Raw genomic sequence first — 17,528 nt, forward strand, 5'->3', positions numbered from 1 at the left:
CAGCCGCAGGTTCGCTGCCACCATCCGCTCCTTTGCCCGGCGGCCGCTCGCCAGCTTGCGGCGCAGCACCGGCACCGGCAGCTCCAGCGACGCCGCCAGCACCTCCAACGTGGGCTTCACCCCACCGACGCGCATCTCCAGCTCCAGCTCCGTTTCCTCCAAGCGCATCAGCTCCTGCACCTGGCGGCCCAGCGTGATCTCCTGCTCATGGCTCAACAACGGCACTCGGCCGATGTCGCGCAGGTACGAGCGCACCAGATCGCCGTCCACAGGGGGCAGGGAACGGGGCAGAACGGCGGGCCTGGGGTCGGCGGCGGCCAGCGACTCGACGGGCCGGGACGGGGAGAGAGCGACAATCACGGCGTGGTGTTTTGACAGTGTGTAAAGCCTAACCTGAAGAAGTGTGAAGTCCCTCTCATCTGAGGCCCATCGGGGCGAAATTCCCCTACCTGTCGCGCCGGTGCTTCCGCCGGCCACAGCCGCCCGCTGCTCCCAGCCCTCTGCCTTCCCTGACGCCCCGCGCCCAGCTAGAGGGGCATCCCGAGCCAGTTGAGCAGCCAGGTGGCGGTTTGGAGGTAGATGAACACCCCTGCCACGTCGGTGGCGGTGGTGATGAAGGGGGCAGACATCAGGGCCGGATCCAGCTTGAGGCGATCGAAGAGCAGGGGCAGCGCGGCCCCTGCCGTCGCCGCCAGGGTGGTGATCGCCAGCAGGCTGATCCCCACCGAGAGGCCCACCAAGGGGCCTTCGCCGCGCCACCACGCCCAGGGCACCACGACCACCAGCATCAGGAGACCCAGCAGCGCGCCGGCCACCGCCTCCCGCACGATCGTGCGCCAGGGCCCAAGGGCCTGGATCCGCTGGGTGCTGAGGCCGCGGATCACCACGGTGGAACTTTGGGCACCGACGTTGCCCCCCGTACCGATCAGCAGCGGGATGAAGGCCGCCAATACCACCACCTGACTGAGCACCTCGCCATGGAGGGCAATCACCTCGGAGGTGAAACCGTTGGCCACCACCAGCACCGAGAGCCACACCACCCGGCGGCGGGCCACGGTGAACAGGTTGCTGCGGAAGTAGTCGTCCTCATCACCCGCCTGGACGGCGCCAGCCGCGTAGAGATCACGGGTGGCCTCCTGCTGGATCACGTCGATCACGTCGTCGACGGTGACGATCCCCACCAGCCGCTCCTCGCGATCCACCACCGGCACCGCCAGGAAGTCGTAGCGCTGGATCACGCGGGCCACCTCCTCCTGATCGGTGGCGGTGGTGACGTTCACCACCTCCCGGGTCATCACATCGCCGATGCGGTCCTCCGGGTCGGCCATCACCAGATCCCGCAGCGACAGGATGCCGGTGAGATGGCGCGAAGCGTCTGTCACATAGAGGCTGTAGACGGTTTCGGTGTCCCGGGCCCGCCGCCGCACGATGTCAAGCGCCTGAGCGGCGCTATGGAACTCCTTGAGGTCAATGAACTCAGTCGTCATCAACCGGCCGGCCGTTTCCGCCTCATAGCCCAGCAACTGGGCGGTGACCCGGCGCTCGGCTGGGCTCAGCTCCACCAGCAGGCGGCGCACCACCTTGGCGGGCAGTTCATCGAACAGCCGCACCCGGTCGTCCGGCGACATCTCCTCCACCAGCTCCAGCACCTCACCGGAGCGCAGCCGCTCCACCAGGCTCTGCTGCACATCGCCATCGAGGTATTCGTACACCTCGATCGCCTTGTCCTTGGGCAGCAGGCGGAAAGCCAGGGCCTGCAGCGTGCGCGGCAGGGTGCCGATCGCCTCGGCGCAGTCCACCGGCTGCACCGGCTCCAGCAGCAGTTTCACACCGCCGTAATTGCTGGCCTTGAGCAGGGCCTCCAGCTGGCGGGCCACCACCTCGGCCACCTGCAAGCCGCCGCCGAGCACGATCGTGGAGCCGCTGATGCTGCCCATTGCGCCACTGCCGTGTTCAGCGCCGCCGGACTGGCCCCTGCCGGCGGGATCCTGGCGGCCAGGGCGGGCACCGCCGCTGTCGAGCTCGCTCATCGGCCCCGAAGTGGCGGCCCCATGAGTGTATGGGGATGGTTCCTGCTGCGGCCTCCCCACTGCAGCGGTCCGCTTCTAGGGTCTGCCGGCAGCAACAACAACAACCATGAGCGTGAGCGTTTCCAATGTGGTGGTGCGCAGCGCCACAGGCGCGGAGACACCGCTGGCTGATTACGCCGGCACGGTGCTGCTGATCGTGAACGTGGCCAGCCGCTGTGGCTTCACCCGCCAGTACACGGGCCTGCAGAGCCTGCAGGACACCTACGGAGCACGCGGCTTCAAGGTGCTCGGCTTCCCCTGCAACGACTTCGGCGCGCAGGAGCCCGGCACCCTGCCGGAAATTCAGCAGTTCTGCTCCACCACCTACGGCGCCAGCTTCGAGCTGTTCGACAAGGTGCAGGCCAAGGGCCCCAAGAGCGCTCCCTATGACGTGCTCACCCAGGCCGAACCCGCCGGCGATGTGGAGTGGAACTTTGAGAAGTTCCTGGTGGGCAAGGACGGCACCGTACTGGCGCGCTTCAAGAGCGCCGTGGATCCCACCAGCGCGGAACTGACAGCAGCGATCGAAGCGGCCCTCGCCGCCTGATCCCACCACCGTGCCGCTGCTGGGCCTGGCCGAACTGGTGATCCTGGGCCTGCTGGCGGATGGTCTGTTCCGCCGGCTGGGGCTGCCGGGCCTGATCGGCATGCTGCTGGTGGGGGTGGCGCTCGGCAGCTCGGGGCTGGGCCTGCTTGACCCCAGGCTGCTCGCCCTCAGCGGCGACCTGCGCCAGATGGCGCTCATTGTGATCCTGCTGCGGGTGGGCTTCAGCCTTCCCTTGGCCACGCTGCGGCAGGTGGGTGGACGGGTGCTGCTGCTGGCGTTGATCCCGGCCAGCTGCGAGGGAGTGATGATCACGGTCGTGGCGCAGCCGCTGCTGGGGCTCAGCCTGCTGGAGGCCGCCCTGCTGGGGTCGGTGCTGGCGGCCGTCTCTCCGGCGGTGGTGGTGCCACTGATGTTGCGGCTGACCGAGGAACGCCGCGGCACCGCCAAGGGCATCCCGGCGATGGTGATGGCCGCCGCCTCCCTCGACGACATCGCCGTGATCGTGGTGAATGGGCTGCTGCTGGGCCTGCTGGTGCAGCGCCAGGGTGACGTTGCCGGGCAACTGGTGGGGCTGCCACTGGGGTTGCTGCTGGGAGCGGCCGCCGGCGCGGCGCTCGGCTGGGGTCTGATCCGCTGGTTCGAGCGGTTTCGTCCCAATACCAACCGCCAGGTGCTGATCGTGCTGGCCTTGGCCCTGCTGTTGCTGCGCCTGCAGGACCACATCAGTGGCATGGTGCCGTTCACCGGGTTGGTGGCGGCGATCGCCCTTGGGGTGGTGATCCTGGAGCTGCGCGAGGAGATCGCCCATCCAATCGCCGCCAAACTGGGATCGATCTGGGTGTTTGCCGAACTGGTGCTGTTCACCCTGGTGGGAGCCCAGCTCAATCTCGCCGTGGCCTGGAGCACTGGACTGGCGGGCCTGGCCGTGCTGGCGCTCGGGCTGATCGCCCGCTCGGCCGGCACACTGGCCTGCCTGGCCCGCAGCCCGCTCACGCCGGGCGAACGACTGTTCGTGGTCGCGGCTTACCTGCCCAAAGCCACCGTGCAGGCAGCGATCGGCGCCCTGCCGTTGATGGTGATGCGGGCCGCAGGTGGGCCCACTGCAGCCGGCGACGTGATCCTGGCGGTGGCGGTGCTCAGCATCGTGACCACCGCTCCCCTGGGGGCCTGGCTCAGCGCCTATCTGGCCGATCGGGTGCTGGAGCCTGCCGCCGCCTGATTGCCCAGGGGCAGCACCCGTTCAAGCGCCGTGGCGGCGCCGCCTTGCCAGCAGCCAGTGGCTGGCGGCAGACCCGGCAGCCACCGCCAGCAGACCAAGACCCAGGCTCAGGGCCAGCAGGCCCAGCCCCTCGGCCAGCTGCTGGCGTTCAGCCAGGCGCACCAGGTTCAGCATCCAGGTGCAGAAGGTGGTGAGCGCCCCACAGAAGCCGATGCCCAGGCAGAGCACCAGCGGCGTGCGCCAGGGGATCGGCCCCGCCAGCAGTCCCAGCAGCAGGCAGCCCAGCAGGTTCACCAGCAGGTCGGCCCGGGAGCTGCCTCCCAGCACGGGGCCGAGCCGCAGCTCCGCCTGCCAGCGCAGGAGGGCGCCAGGCACAGCCCCGGCGGCCACCAGCAGCAGCTCCCTGAGCTCGAAACGCAGCAGACGGCGCTCCTGGGCGGTGCCGTCAGGCACGGGCCACCGCCTGCCCCAGCAGCACGGCCAGAGCGCCCAGCACCACCGAAGCCGACAACAGCGCCAACGTTTCGCGCCGCCTGCCGGCCTGCCAGGCCACAAAGGCTTCGAGCATGAAGGTGGAGAAGGTGCTGAAGCTGCCGAGGAAACCGGTGGCGATCAGCAGCAGCAGCGGGCTGGCGGTAGCGCGGCAGGGATCGAGCGAAGCGACCAGCCCGAGCATGAAGCTGGCGGACACGTTGACCGCAAGGGTGGCCCAGTGGCGGCGGGCCAACAGGGGCTCGAAATGGTTGACCAGGCGCAGCCGCAACCAACTGCCGGGAACCGCACCAACGGCCACCAGCAGAGCCTCATTCACCCGACCAGCCAGCCACGCCGCGCCGATCCGGCGTCGGTCGCTGCCTCGACATGCAGCCAGCGCTCCCCATCCGGCTGCTGCCACACGCGCAGAAGCCGCAGGGGCGCTCCTGCGCTCAATGGCCGCAGGCAGGGGGCGCGGTGGTGGGGAGAGGTGCGCAGAACCCCATCGCAGGAACCCTCTGAGAGGAGCGGATCCCCGCTCTGACGGCGGCGCAACTCGGGGGTGCGCCAATCGGCGCCGCCGGCGGGCAAGGCGGCCGGCGCGATCAGAGCGAAGCCCAGCACCCAGATCCAACGCCAGGCCATCAGATGTCGAGCTGAGCGAAATCGAGCTCGGCGCTGTGGGTTTCGATGAATTCGCGGCGGGGTGCGACTTTGTCGCCCATCAAGATAGTGAAAATCCGATCTGCCTCGAGGGCATCTTCAATCTCCACCCGCTTCATCTTGCGGGTGGAGGGATCCATCGTGGTTTCCCACAGCTGCTTGGGCATCATTTCGCCCAGACCCTTGAAGCGCTGCAGGGTGTAATTGGCCTTTTCACCAAAGCCGTCGAGTGTTTTCCTGAGGTCTTTCTCGTCGTAGCAGTAGGTGTGGTTCTTGCCGCGCTCCACCTTGTACAGAGGCGGGCAGGCGATGTAGATATAGCCACCTTCAAGCAACATCTTCTGGTAGCGATAGAAGAAGGTCAGCAGCAGGGTGCGGATATGGGCGCCGTCCACATCCGCGTCGGTCATGATCACGATGCGGTGGTAGCGCAGGGTGGATTCGTTGAACTCTTCTCCCTTGATGCCCAGGCCCAGGCCAGTGATCAGCGCCTGGATCTCGGTGTTCTTGTAGATCTTGGCGTCGTCGGTTTTCTCGATGTTGAGAATTTTGCCGCGCAGGGGCAGGATCGCCTGGAAACGGCGGTCCCGTCCCTGCTTGGCGGAGCCGCCAGCGGAGTCGCCTTCCACGATGTAGATCTCTGATTCGGAAGGATCGCGGGAGCTGCAATCGGCCAGTTTGCCCGGCAGGGTGGAACTCTCCAGCACCGATTTGCGGCGCACCAGTTCGCGGGCACGGCGGGCCGCTTCGGCGGCATTGAAAGCCTGGATCGCCTTTTCCAGGATCAGATCGATCACCTGGGGGTGGAACTCAAGGAATTCGCTGAGCGATTCCCCCACCACGGTGTCCACGATGCCGCGCACCTCGGTGTTGCCGAGCTTGGTTTTGGTCTGGCCCTCGAATTCCGGCTCCGGCACCTTCACCGACAGCACCGCAGTGAGCCCCTCGCGGATGTTTTCGCCCGCCAGGTTGGAATCACCGTCTTTGCGCTTGCCACGCTTTCTGGCGAAGGTGTTGAGCGTGCGGGTGAGGACTGTTTTCAGGCCCTCGATGTGCGTGCCGCCATCCACGGTGCGGATGTTGTTGGCGAAGCCAAGAATGCTGTCGGAGTAGGCATCCACGCACCACTGCAGGGCCGCCTCCACCTGGACACCATCCTTCTCCGCATTCACATAGATGATGTCGGGATGGAGCGGATCCTTGCCGTCGTTCATGTAGGCGACGTACTCGCGGATGCCGCCTTCGTAGTGATAGATCTCCTCATGGGCGCTGCCGTCAGCGCCGAGAGCCTCGCTGCGTTCATCGCGGAAAACGATCCGCACGCCGCCGTTGAGATAGGCCAGCTCCCGCAACCGGCCAGAGAGCGTGGTGTAGTCGAAGCGGATGCCGCCGGCGAAGATTTCGATGTCGGGCTTGAAGCGCAACGCGGTGCCGGTGCGGCCGCTGGGGTCAGCTTCCGAGCGCAAGGTTCCGATCGGGGCGCCGCGTTCGAAACGCTGGCGGTGCACCTGATCCTGGCGGTGCACCGTCACTTCCACCCACTCGCTGAGGGCGTTCACCACCGAAACGCCCACGCCATGCAGGCCGCCGGACACCTTGTAGCCGCCACTGCCGAACTTGCCGCCGGCGTGCAGCACCGTGAGCACGGTTTCCAGAGCCGACCGACCAGTGCGCGGGTGCACATCGGTGGGGATGCCACGGCCATTGTCAGTGACCTCCGCGGAGCCGTCCTCGCAGAGGCGCACCAGGATCTCGGAGCAGTGGCCGGCAAGGGCCTCGTCCACCGAGTTGTCCACCACCTCATACACAAGGTGATGCAGGCCCCGCGGCCCGGTGGTGCCGATGTACATGCCGGGGCGCTTGCGCACCGGCTCCAGGCCTTCGAGCACCTGAATCTGTTCGGCGCCGTAGGCGTGCTGAACTTTGGAGGAGTCGCTCATTCCGAAAGGCTCAGGAGGCGGGTTGCGGCGTGCGCCGGTAGCCGGGTGAAGCGGTGCAGCAGCGGCACAGGACGCTCAAAAGGCCAATCGTGGCATCGATCTTACCACTGCTGCTTCAGAGGGGCCCCCAGGGGGCGCTCAGCGCCCGTTTGCGGCGGGGATGCACCCCCAGTCGCATCCCCGCCCCGTCCGTCCCGCGGCTGGACCACCCGCCGGCCTCCCGGTCGCCGCACCGCGATGGCCCTCAGCGAGGCTCAAGCGAGATCGCCCGCTCTGCGTAGACGCCCCTCGGATGCCCGCTTCGCTTCCTCTTGTCCTCGTGCTGCTCGGCCCCACCGCCAGCGGCAAATCCGCCCTGGCCCTGGAGCTGGCCAGCCGCTTCGACCTCACAGTGCTGTCGGTGGATTCCCGACAGCTCTATACGGGCATGGACATCGGCACCGCCAAACCCAGCGCCGCCGAGCGGGCCCGCGTGCCCCACGGCCTGCTTGACCTGCGCTCGCCTGACCAGCCGCTCAACCTGCAGGAGTTCCGCCAGGCGGCCGAGGCCGCCATCGCCGCCGAACACCAGCGCCGCGGCGTGGCCTTTCTCGTGGGGGGCAGCGGGCTCTACCTGCAGGCCCTGACCCAGGGTCTGCAGCCGCCGGCGGTGCCCCCCCAACCGGCCTTGCGCGCCCAGCTGGCTGCACTGGGGCAATCCACCTGTCACCAGTTGCTGCATCAGGCCGATCCGCAGGCGGCAGGGCGCATCGATGGCGCCGACACGGTGCGCACCCAGCGGGCTCTGGAGGTGCTGTATGCCACCGGCCGGTCTCTGTCCAGCCAGCAGAGCCGGCAGCCACCTGGCTGGCGGGTGCTGGAACTGGGGCTTGACCCCGGCGACCTCAGGCAGCGGATCGCCAGCCGCACCCGTTCGCTCTACGCCGGTGGCCTGGTGGAGGAAACCCAGCAGTTGGCCCGGCGCTACGGCCGCGACCTGCCCCTGCTGCAGACGATCGGCTACGGCGAAGCGCTGCAACTGCTGGCAGGGGAGCTGAGCGAAGCGCAGGCGATCAGCCGCACCGACCAGCGCACACGGCAGTACGCCAAGCGCCAGCGCACCTGGTTCCGGCGGCGTCATGCCCCGTTGTGGCTGGATCCAGCCGCTGGCGGCGCTGATCTGCTACGGGGTGCCGTAGGGGCGGTCGAAGGGGTTCTAGGGTAAGGATGAGTCCCCGACGGCTGTTCCCCGTGCCGGCCTCCGCTACGCCCCTCGCTTCTTTGAATGCCTCCTCGTCCTCGGTTTGATCGTCGTGCTCCCGTGCGGGAGCTCCCCAACATCAACGAACGCATCAGTTACCCCCAGCTGCGGGTGGTCGATGCCGACGGCAGTCAGCTCGGCGTGATCACCAGAGAGGAAGCCCTCGAGGTCGCCAAGGACCGTGAGCTTGACCTCGTGCTTGTGAGCGAGAAGGCAGATCCGCCTGTGTGCCGGATCATGGACTACGGCAAGTTCAAGTTTGAACAGGAAAAAAAGGCCAAAGAAGCCAAGAAGAAGTCGCATCAAACCGAAGTCAAGGAGGTGAAGATGCGCTACAAGATTGATTCGCACGACTACCAAGTGCGCATCGGTCAGGCCATCCGCTTTCTCAAGGACGGCGACAAGGTGAAGTGCACGGTGATCTTCCGCGGCCGGGAGATTCAGCACACGGCACTGGCCGAGCAGTTGCTCTACCGGATGGCGAAAGACCTCGAAGAAAGCGCCGAGATCCAGCAGGACCCCAAGCGGGAGGGCCGCAACATGATCATGTTCCTCACGCCGCGCAAAACACCGCTCACCAAGGAAAAAGATGCCGCCGCTCTGGCGGCCAAGGCGGTGCGCACCATTCCCTCACCCCAGCGCCAGACCAGCGCCGCCGCTGCCGCCGAAAGCGCTGAGGGCTGAGGACCAGCGGCAGGGTCGACGGCCGGCGCCGCCACAGCCGCTGCTGGCCGTAGGTACGCGCCCGCTCAGAGCGTGGTGGCGAACAGCTCCAGCATTCCCTGCCAGCCAGCGGCGGCAGCTTCGGGGTCATGGTCGGGCCTGGCCTCGCACATGAACCCATGGCCCGCCTCCAGCTCGATCAGCCGGTGGCGCGCGCCCTCCGGATCGGCCTGGCGCAACGCGGCCCCGATTGCCGCCTGCTCGGCCGCCGGCATCAGCGGATCGCGCCGCCCGCAGAAACACCAGCGCCTTCCGGTGACTTCTGGTAACACGTCCAGCGTGGGGGGACCGCCCCCGGGTCTGCCGCTGGCGACCCCAGCCCCGTAAAAGTCTGCGGTGGCAGCGATCTGGGGCAAGCTGGCCGCCAGCAGAGAGGCGTGTCCGCCGAAACAGAAGCCCACGCAGCCCAGCAGTCCGGCGCCGGTGCGTTGCTGCAACCAGCGGCAGGCCCCGTCCAGATCGGCCAGCAGCTCGGCGCTGCTGGTGCGGTCCTTGTGGCGGCGTCCTTCGGCCAGATCATCGGCGCCGTAGCCCAGCTCCAGCGCCGGTGCCGTGCGGGCGAACAACGGCACGGCCAGCGCCGCATACCCCTCCAGAGCTAGCCGGTCTGCGACCGAACGCACCCAGGCGTTGATGCCGAAAACCTCTGGCAGCACAAGGATGGCGCCTCGCCCAGGCGACGTAGGAGCGGCCCACCAGCAGCGCAACGGCACGGAAACCACACCGCTGCCATCCGCTTGCTCGCCTGCCTGCGCGCCGGTCGGCCGCCCCTCTGTGGCGCCGCCCGGAGCCGCCCGACCGGGGGCCGCAGGAAGGGTGATCCACTCGGCCACGGGCGCTGTCGCAGGGGTCGAGCAACAGGATGCCACTGCGGTGGCTGGACCAAGCGCAGGACAACCGGCACAGGCTCTTATGACAAACAGGGAATTGTCACCGGGGCCGAAGCTCCGTAGGGTGTCCCCAGACGTTGAGGTCCGGGCCGGCGTGCGATTTCACATCCAGCAGGAAAGCGACATCCCGGCGTCGACCCAGCTGTACAACCAGATCTGCTTCGCGATCGCGGCCCGTCACTACCCGCCGGGCCATCGCCTGCCGAGCACGCGGCAGCTGGCCATGCAGACCGGCCTGCACCGCAACACGATCAGCAAGGTCTACCGCCAGCTGGAGAACGACGGCGTCGTGGAGGCGATGGCGGGCTCCGGCATCTATGTGCGTGACCAGCAGAAGCCACGGGAGCTGAAGGCGCCACCTGGCCTGCGCAACCGCCTGCGGCCCGACATCGACCGCGAGGTGCGCCAGTGCGTCGATGGCCTGCTCAACGCCGGCTGCACGCTGCAACAGGCGCGGGAGCTGCTCACCCGCGAAATCGACTGGCGCCTGCGTTGCGGTGCCCGCGTGCTGGTGAGCACGCCGCGCGAAGACATCGGCGCCTCGCTGCTGATCGCCGAAGAACTGGTGCCCGTGCTGGAGGTGCCCGTTGAAGTGGTGCCAATGGAGGAGCTCGAGGCCGTGCTGGAGAGTTCGAGCAACGGCACGGTGGTCACCAGCCGTTACTTCCTCCAGCCCGTGGAGGAGCTGGCGCAGCGTTTCGGCGTGCGCGCCGTTGCCGTGGATCTCAACGACTTCCGCCACGAGCTCGATCTGCTCAAGGAGCTGCGCACCGGCAGTTGCGTGGGCCTGGTGAGCATCAGCCCTGGCATCCTGCGGGCCGCAGAGGTGATCCTGCACAGCATGCGCGGCAACGAGCTCCTGGTGATGACCGCCAATCCCGACGTGGGCAGCCGTCTGCTGGCCCTGCTGCGGGCCGCCAGCCACGTGCTCTGCGACCGGCCCAGCCTGCCCTTGGTGGAGCAGACCCTGCGCCAGAACCGCGCCCAGCTGATGCGGCTGCCGCAGGTGCACTGCGCCCAGAGCTACCTGGGGGCCTCCACCATCGATCTGCTGCGGAAGGAAATCGGCCTCAGCGGCCAGCGCGAGGGCTACGCCGACCCTGAAACCATGCAGGTGGGATGAGCAGCGCAACGCCCTCCTCACCCGGCTCGATCGGGCGGTTGCTGCGTGCGATCGGCGCCGATCTGCGCATGATCAAGGAGCGCGACCCGGCCGCGCGCGGCACAGTGGAGATCCTGCTCTGCTATCCGGGCTTCCACGCCCTGGTGCTGCACCGCTTCAGCCACCGCCTGTGGCGGCTGGGCCTGCCGCTGCTGCCACGGCTGCTCTCCCAGGTGGGGCGCACCCTCACCGGCGTGGAGATCCACCCGGGCGCGCAGATCGGCCATGGGGTCTTCATCGACCACGGCATGGGCGTGGTGATCGGGGAAACGGCCGTGATCGGCCACCGTTGCCTGCTGTTTCAGGGGGTCACCCTCGGCGGCACGGGCAAGGAACACGGCAAGCGCCACCCCACGCTCGGCGAGAACGTGGTGGTGGGGGCAGGAGCGCAGGTGCTCGGCGCCATTGTGGTGGGATCGAATACCCGCATCGGCGCAGGCTCGGTGGTGCTCCGCGATGTGGCGCCCGACAGCACGGTGGTGGGCGTTCCCGGCCGGGTGGTGCATCAATCGGGCGTGCGAATCGATCCCCTCGCCCACTCGCAGCTGCCGGATGCGGAAGCCAGGGTGATTCGCAACCTGATGGAGCGCATCGACTCGCTCGAAGGTGAGGTGGGGCGCCTGCAGAACTGCCTGCGGGAAGTGGCCGCCGGCCGCCCCCTGCAGGACACTTGCAGCGGCAAGGCGCAGAACCTCAGGGACCGCGAGATCCTTGAGTTTCTGGGCGACGGCCCCGGGGATGGGCCTGCCGGCGGGCTATTGACGACGTCGGCAGAGGACTGAACGGCGGCCAGCGCCGACCGACCACTGGACCGCCGGCCATGCGCTGAGGAACCGAGATACGGCCCTGGGGTTCAGCCTGTGACCACTGTTTCAGCCGTTTCCATACGGGGTTGGAACATGAACATGGAATAGATCACGTTGCGGCGCATGGAGGTCATCATCTCCAGGAACATGTCGTAGCCCTCGTTCTTGTATTCGATCAGGGGGTCCTTCTGCCCGTAGCCGCGCAGGCCCACCGATTCACGCAGGGCATCCATGGCCTGCAGGTGCTCGCGCCAGAGGGTGTCGATCTGCTGGAGGATGAAGAAGCGCTCCGCCTCCCGCATCAGCCCCGGACGCACCTGCTCGATCTGGCTCTCCTTGAGGTCGTAGGCGTTGCGCAGCTGCTCCCGCAGGAACGCCTTGAGCTCTTCGGTGGAGAGGCCCTGAAGCTGCTCGGGCGTGAGATCGGCCAGCAGGTACACGAACTCCTGGACCTTGGCGACCAGCCGGCCCAGATCCCATTCCTCGGGCGGCAGATCAGGGTTCACATAGGCATCCACGATGTCGGACATGGTGCGTTCGCCATAGCCGATCACCTGCAGCTTGAGCTCCCGGCCTTCAAGCACGCGACGCCGTTCTGCATACACCGCTCGCCGCTGGTTATTCATCACTTCGTCGTACTCGAACACCTGCTTGCGGATGTCGTAGTAGTAGGTTTCCACCTTCTTCTGCGCCCCCTCAAGCGAGCGGGTGAGCATGCCCGATTCGATCGGCATGTCTTCTTCCACCCGGAAGGCATTCATCAATCCGGCCACACGTTCACCGCCGAAGATGCGCAGGAGGTTGTCTTCCAGCGAAAGGAAGAAGCGGGTGCTGCCGGGATCGCCTTGGCGCCCGGCCCGGCCCCGCAGCTGGTTATCAACCCGGCGCGATTCGTGCCGTTCGGTGCCGATCACGTGCAGACCACCGGCCTGCCGCACCCGCTCTTCCTCCTCCTTCACCACCACGTCGTATTCGGCGCGAACCCGAGCGATCAGGCTGCGCAGGGCCTGAATCTGGAGGTCATCGGTGGGGGCCTTCTCCGCCGCCTGGGCGATCCGGTCTTCCAGTTGCAGCACGGTGAGAGCCCGATCGCCCCAGGCTTTCACCAGCTCACGGGCCAACTCCACCAGCGATTGATCGGTGGCAGGGGTGAGCGCGCAGGGGTAAAGATCGCCGATGGCCCGCGCCTCGCTCGGCGCGGTGGCCGGCAGTGCGGCCCCAGGAGCAAAACCGGATCGGGAGGCCTCGCGGGGCAGAGGGATCGGGGGCTTGTGGCCCTCTTCCGGCCTCACCAACAGAGGCAGCAGCACCTCCCTGAGCTTCAGCCGTGCCATGTAATCGGTGTTGCCGCCCAGGATGATGTCCGTACCGCGGCCGGCCATGTTGGTGGCGATCGTGACGGCTCCGGCGCGGCCGGCCTGGGCCACGATCTCCGCCTCACGCTCCACGTTTTCGGGCTTGGCATTCAGCAGGTTGTGGGGAATGCCTTGCTCAGCCAGCAGGGAGGAAAGCAGCTCCGACTTCTCAACGCTGGTGGTGCCCACCAGGATGGGGCGGCCGGCGTGGTGGATGGTGGCGGCCTCAAGAGCCACCGCCCGCCATTTGGCAACTTCATTTTTGTACACCTGATCCACCAGATCGGTGCGCGAGCGCTGCCGGTTGGTGGGCACCACGGTCACTTCGAGTTTGTAGGTTTTCTCGAATTCCACTTCTTCGGTCTTGGCGGTGCCGGTCATGCCGGCCAGGCGCGGATAGAGCAGAAAGAAGTTCTGGTAGGTGATGCTGGCGAGGGTCTGCGTTTCCGGCTGAATCGGCAGATTTTCCTTGGCCTCAATCGCTTGGTGCTGCCCATCGCTCCAACGACGGCCGGGCATCACCCTGCCGGTGAACTCATCAACAATCACCGCGTCCTCGGCGCGCACGATATAATTCACATCTTTGATAAACAGCTCCTTGGCCTTGAGTGCATTGGTGATGTAGTGAGCCCAGGGATCGGCAGGGTCGAACAGATCCTCCACCCCCAGCAGCTGTTCTGCCTTGGCATATCCCTCGTCAGTGAGGGTCACGTTGCGTTGCTTCTCATCCACCTCATAATCCCCTTCGGGATCCACACCATCTTTCGAGCTGCCTTCAGCGCGAAGCAACTCATTGGCGATATCAGCGGCGCGGCGGTATTTCTCCTGCGGCCGCTCCACCTGTCCGGAGATGATCAAGGGCGTGCGCGCTTCATCCACCAGGATGGAATCGACCTCGTCGATCACGCAGTAATTGAATTCACGCTGCACCACTTCTTCAATATCATTCGCCATATTATCGCGAAGATAATCAAAGCCCAGCTCGCTATTGGTGGCGTAGGTGATGTCACAGCCATAGTTGCGGCGCCGCTCGCTCGGGGGCATGTCCTGCTGGATCAGCCCCACCGAAAGCCCCAGGAAGCGATGCACCTGGCCCATCCACTCGGCATCACGACGCGCCAGGTAGTCGTTCACCGTGACCACATGAACGCCCTTGCCGCTGAGCGCATTGAGGTAAGCGGGCAAGGTGGCCACAAGGGTTTTGCCTTCGCCCGTTTTCATTTCGGCAATCTGCCCCTCGTGCAGCACCATGCCGCCGATCAACTGCACATCAAAGTGCCGCATCCCCAGCACCCGCTTGCCCGCTTCGCGCACCACGGCAAAAGCTTCAGGCAGCAGCTCATCGAGAACCTGACGCTGCCGGGCCGGAGTTTCCGCCTTGGCCAGGCGCTCACGAAAATCGGCGGTCTTGCGCCGCAGGTCATCGTCGGCGAGGGGAGCCACCTCCTCCTCGTACAGATTGATGTCGGAAACAAGCGGTTGGTAGCGCTTCAGCTTCCGAGCATTGGGATCTCCCAGCAGGAGCTTGAGCATGGAAACGGCCACCTGATTGGAAGAACCCTATCACCGCCAACAGGCGGTCGTTGGCCAAGAAACGTGCCAGGGCAAGGGGTTTGGCCGATCAAAGAGCACGGGGGTAGGGTTGGGGCAAGGCCAGTCACGGCCCGCAGCAGGCCAGCGCCGATGGGCCTCCATCTCAAGGCTCTGCTGGTCCGCAGCACGGCAGCCAGCCCATCGCCAGCCCTTGAAACGGTCGTTCACCAAGCAGGCGCCCAGCCCATCTCCGGCAAGGCCACCCGCACCACTCCTTCCGGGCTGTGGTGCCCCATACCCATCCGGCCGCTCTCAGGGACAAGGGCCAGCATGAGCGCTCCGGTGCGGATCGAATGCCACCGGCCGGGCGCTCCCGGTCTGCGCCGGCTGCGGCTGGATCAGGTGAAGCAACTGCTCGACCAGCACAGCTTCTGGGCGCAGGGGCGCGAGCGGGCGGAGCTGAAGCGCATGCTGAGCGGCAGCCAGGCGGTGGTCACGGCCTGGCGGGCTCGCCAGCTGGTGGGCATCGGCCGGGCCACCAGCGATGGCGCTTATCGCGCGGTGCTCTGGGATGTGGTGGTGTCGAGCGACCACCAGGGCCAGGGGATCGGCAGAAGGATCGTGGAGACGCTGCTCTCCAGTCCAGCGCTGGCCGGTGTGGAGCGGGTGTATCTGATGACCACCAACAGCTCCGGCTTCTACCGGCAGCTGGGCTTCAACGCAGCTGACAGCCAGGAACTGCTGTTGTGGCAGCCGTTCTCGGGTTCTGAAAGCGGATGAAGAGATTCGAACTCTCGACCCTCTCCTTGGCAAGGAGATGCTCTACCACTGAGCTACATCCGCGCTTCGGCACCGGGCCGACTCGGACAGCATGGACCACAGGGCTGCCCTTGGTCAAACCGCAGCCGCCAGGGACACGGGTCGAGGGACGTGGAGACAGCACTCCGAAGCTGACGGGGCCGGTACCTACGGCTGGCACCCCTCCCAATGCTGCCCCCCCTTCCGGGCGACCACCACTGGCCTGGCCAAAACCGCACAGCCTAACTGTCGACCGCAGGAACAAGAACGTGTGATTGAGCGCTGATGAAACGGAGCAGCAATTCGCTGGGAACGAAGGTGGATGCCATACCACCAGGCCTGGGCACCGACCACTGACAAACGCCGTGCTGGGCACCGGAGCCATGGCACACAACGCTCATCTGGATCTGACCAACGCGAACAATCCCATGCAAACGGAATGCAGCAATGAGTCGGCCGGGTCTACACGGCAGGACTGGACGCATCCACAGGCGAGAAGGAAAGCGTGGATGCAGCCGTCACCACAACAAGCCGCCAATGGGTACCCCATCGATCGGTCACAGCTGCAAATGGAGAGAATCGGCGAACGGCACACCTGGAACACTGACCGCAGTTGCGAACGCAACGTTGGCATGAGAGCCGCAAAGACATCCGTACCGATACCTCAGAAGTTGCAAGTAGAGGCTTGGAGATACACCGCATCAATCCAATCTGGTCTTGCAAGGAAAGCGGCAAGCGAAATGCGGTCCATCACATCTTCATCAGGCCCCTGTCGAGTTCCCTTAGCCGGCCAGCCGGTGCCACCTTGAGTACTGAACACAGCGAGGCATCATCTCCGAAGCGACACAGATGAACCAAGAACAAGCACGACGAGAAACGGGTGCAGAATAGGAACTGGAGCCGAGACTGCATTAAACTAAATGCGATGACGATCCGTTTCCCACGCGCCCTATGGCAAAACCGCGAGCTTTGCTGGCGCCTCGCCGAGCGGGAAGTCCTCGGTCGCTACAGGGGATCCTTGCTTGGCCTGGCTTGGAGCTTCCTCACGCCGCTGGCCATGCTGGCAGTTTATACATTCGTCTTTTCCCAGGTTTTCAAGGCACGTTGGGGCACGTTGGAGAACCAAGGCCCACTGGGTTTTGCCGTGAATCTCTTCGCAGGATTGATTGTATTTAACCTGTTTGCCGAATGTGCCAATCGGGCGCCCACGCTGGTGCTAGCCAATCCCAGCTATGTGAAAAAGATCGTATTCCCACTCGAGATTCTTGCCGGAGTAAGCGTAGGCAGTGCCGGTTTCCACGCCCTCACCAGCCTGGTTGTACTGGCAATCTTTGAGTTGATCGCCTTTCGTGGCCTACCCTATACCTTCATTTGGCTACCACTTGTTTGGGTGCCACTCATCCTAGGATGTCTTGCATTCACCTGGGTGATTGCCGCCTTGGGAGTGTTCCTACGCGACATTGGCCAGCTTGTAGGCGTGATCGTAAGCATGCTGATGTTTCTCAGTCCGGTATTTTTTCCGGTATCGGCACTTCCCCTTCAGTGGCAACCGATCCTCACATTAAATCCACTGGCCCAAGTAATTGAACAAACTCGCATGGTGGTGATCGCGGGAGAGCATCCTCAGGCCAGCTATTTGATTGCAGGCACTCTCATTGCGGGCTTGGCTTGCGAATTGTCCTTTCGTCTGTTTCAAAAAACAAAACGAGCCTTTGCAGATGTCATGTAAGCGTCTCTCGAAAGCGTCTTTAGTTCTCCCAATGACTGCAGGCAAACAGACTGGAAGCCATTATCAGTACTGACCTATGCTTATCCAGCCGAACACTCTGATCTTCAAGACATTGCAAAGCTCCTCACGGTCTAGTGTCTCAAGCTCAGATCAACGGGAGCACGAGCAAACATACTCATCACGTCCTTGATCCACGTATGAGCGCACCACGCCAAGTCGAGCAGAACGATCCGAAGCCGCATGCGGGGCCAAAATCTCCGCCGGCATGATGGCTTCAACCGCTGCGGTAGAATCGGGAGACCACCAACATCCGCACTTGTGCAGATGGAGTTTTGATCACCGGCAACCCTCAGCTTGGTGAACTCCTTTCCACCAGTTTT

The 17,528-nt window shown here is 65.4% G+C and carries 16 protein-coding genes and 1 tRNA gene; 8 read left to right on the forward strand and 9 right to left on the reverse strand.

Going from position 1 to position 17,528, the window contains the following annotated elements:
- On the reverse strand, positions 1-321 hold a 321-nt coding region (locus tag KBY97_RS09685), incomplete at its 3' end, for a sigma-70 factor domain-containing protein (protein WP_315857162.1).
- A 206-nt stretch (positions 322-527) separates the two neighbouring features.
- Entirely contained in the window at positions 528-1,937 is a 1,410-nt protein-coding gene (gene mgtE / locus KBY97_RS09690; protein WP_255146818.1) for a magnesium transporter, read from the reverse strand.
- A gap of 199 nt (positions 1,938-2,136) precedes the next feature.
- Between mgtE and KBY97_RS09695 the strand changes: the two genes are divergently transcribed.
- The gene (locus tag KBY97_RS09695; protein ID WP_261356424.1) at positions 2,137-2,616 is read left to right on the forward strand and encodes a glutathione peroxidase; all 480 of its coding nucleotides are present in this window, start codon (positions 2,137-2,139) and stop codon (positions 2,614-2,616) included.
- A 10-nt stretch (positions 2,617-2,626) separates the two neighbouring features.
- Positions 2,627-3,835, forward strand: a complete 1,209-nt coding sequence (locus KBY97_RS09700) for a cation:proton antiporter (protein ID WP_255146646.1) — start codon at positions 2,627-2,629, stop codon at positions 3,833-3,835.
- A gap of 21 nt (positions 3,836-3,856) precedes the next feature.
- On the opposite strand, the gene KBY97_RS09705 is transcribed toward KBY97_RS09700, so the two are convergent.
- The 4 genes from KBY97_RS09705 to gyrB are packed head-to-tail and all read right to left on the reverse strand — an operon-like array spanning position 3,857 to position 6,912.
- Entirely contained in the window at positions 3,857-4,288 is a 432-nt protein-coding gene (locus KBY97_RS09705) for a CrcB family protein (protein ID WP_255146647.1), read from the reverse strand.
- Entirely contained in the window at positions 4,281-4,646 is a 366-nt protein-coding gene (locus KBY97_RS09710; RefSeq protein WP_255146648.1) for a CrcB family protein, read from the reverse strand. The genes KBY97_RS09705 and KBY97_RS09710 overlap by 8 nt, the downstream gene beginning before the upstream one ends.
- The gene (locus KBY97_RS09715) at positions 4,643-4,954 is read right to left on the reverse strand and encodes an SH3 domain-containing protein (RefSeq protein ID WP_255146649.1); all 312 of its coding nucleotides are present in this window, start codon (positions 4,952-4,954) and stop codon (positions 4,643-4,645) included. The genes KBY97_RS09710 and KBY97_RS09715 overlap by 4 nt, the downstream gene beginning before the upstream one ends.
- Positions 4,954-6,912 carry a DNA topoisomerase (ATP-hydrolyzing) subunit B gene (gyrB, locus tag KBY97_RS09720; protein WP_255146650.1) on the reverse strand — a complete coding sequence of 653 codons (1,959 nt, stop codon included), beginning with the start codon at positions 6,910-6,912 and terminating at the stop codon, positions 4,954-4,956. The genes KBY97_RS09715 and gyrB overlap by 1 nt, the downstream gene beginning before the upstream one ends.
- Before the next feature lie 292 nt (positions 6,913-7,204).
- Between gyrB and miaA the strand changes: the two genes are divergently transcribed.
- Positions 7,205-8,116: a tRNA (adenosine(37)-N6)-dimethylallyltransferase MiaA gene (gene miaA / locus KBY97_RS09725; protein ID WP_255146651.1), complete on the forward strand. Its 912-nt coding sequence runs from the start codon at positions 7,205-7,207 to the stop codon at positions 8,114-8,116.
- Between the two features lie 60 nt (positions 8,117-8,176).
- Entirely contained in the window at positions 8,177-8,836 is a 660-nt protein-coding gene (gene infC / locus KBY97_RS09730; protein WP_255146652.1) for a translation initiation factor IF-3, read from the forward strand.
- Between the two features lie 65 nt (positions 8,837-8,901).
- Here infC and KBY97_RS09735 read toward each other — a convergent pair whose 3' ends face one another.
- A complete protein-coding gene (locus KBY97_RS09735; protein WP_315857158.1) occupies positions 8,902-9,708 on the reverse strand; it encodes a dienelactone hydrolase family protein in 807 nt (268 codons plus the stop codon).
- 151 nt (positions 9,709-9,859) lie between these two features.
- Here KBY97_RS09735 and KBY97_RS09740 point away from each other — a divergent pair, with 151 nt between their 5' ends.
- Together KBY97_RS09740 and cysE are read left to right on the forward strand one after the other, a co-directional pair.
- Positions 9,860-10,888 carry a GntR family transcriptional regulator gene (locus KBY97_RS09740; RefSeq protein ID WP_255146823.1) on the forward strand — a complete coding sequence of 343 codons (1,029 nt, stop codon included), beginning with the start codon at positions 9,860-9,862 and terminating at the stop codon, positions 10,886-10,888.
- Between the two features lie 38 nt (positions 10,889-10,926).
- Complete coding sequence (gene cysE / locus KBY97_RS09745; RefSeq protein ID WP_255146825.1) at positions 10,927-11,709, forward strand: serine O-acetyltransferase; 783 nt, start codon at positions 10,927-10,929, stop codon at positions 11,707-11,709.
- Between the two features lie 71 nt (positions 11,710-11,780).
- On the opposite strand, the gene secA is transcribed toward cysE, so the two are convergent.
- Positions 11,781-14,621, reverse strand: coding sequence for a preprotein translocase subunit SecA (gene secA / locus KBY97_RS09750; protein WP_255146654.1), 2,841 nt, complete (start codon positions 14,619-14,621; stop codon positions 11,781-11,783).
- 330 nt (positions 14,622-14,951) lie between these two features.
- Between secA and KBY97_RS09755 the strand changes: the two genes are divergently transcribed.
- Positions 14,952-15,401: a GNAT family N-acetyltransferase gene (locus tag KBY97_RS09755; RefSeq protein ID WP_255146655.1), complete on the forward strand. Its 450-nt coding sequence runs from the start codon at positions 14,952-14,954 to the stop codon at positions 15,399-15,401.
- Here the strand turns inward: KBY97_RS09755 and KBY97_RS09760 are convergent.
- A tRNA-Gly gene (locus KBY97_RS09760) sits at positions 15,393-15,464 on the reverse strand. The genes KBY97_RS09755 and KBY97_RS09760 overlap by 9 nt on opposite strands.
- Before the next feature lie 880 nt (positions 15,465-16,344).
- On the opposite strand from KBY97_RS09760, the gene KBY97_RS09765 reads away from it, so the two are divergent.
- A complete protein-coding gene (locus KBY97_RS09765; RefSeq protein ID WP_255146656.1) occupies positions 16,345-17,148 on the forward strand; it encodes an ABC transporter permease in 804 nt (267 codons plus the stop codon).
- The last annotated feature ends 380 nt before the right edge of the window (positions 17,149-17,528 follow it).

It is taken from the genome of Synechococcus sp. ATX 2A4 (assembly GCF_024346375.1).
In the GTDB taxonomy this organism is placed as follows: Bacteria; Cyanobacteriota; Cyanobacteriia; order PCC-6307; family Cyanobiaceae; genus MW101C3.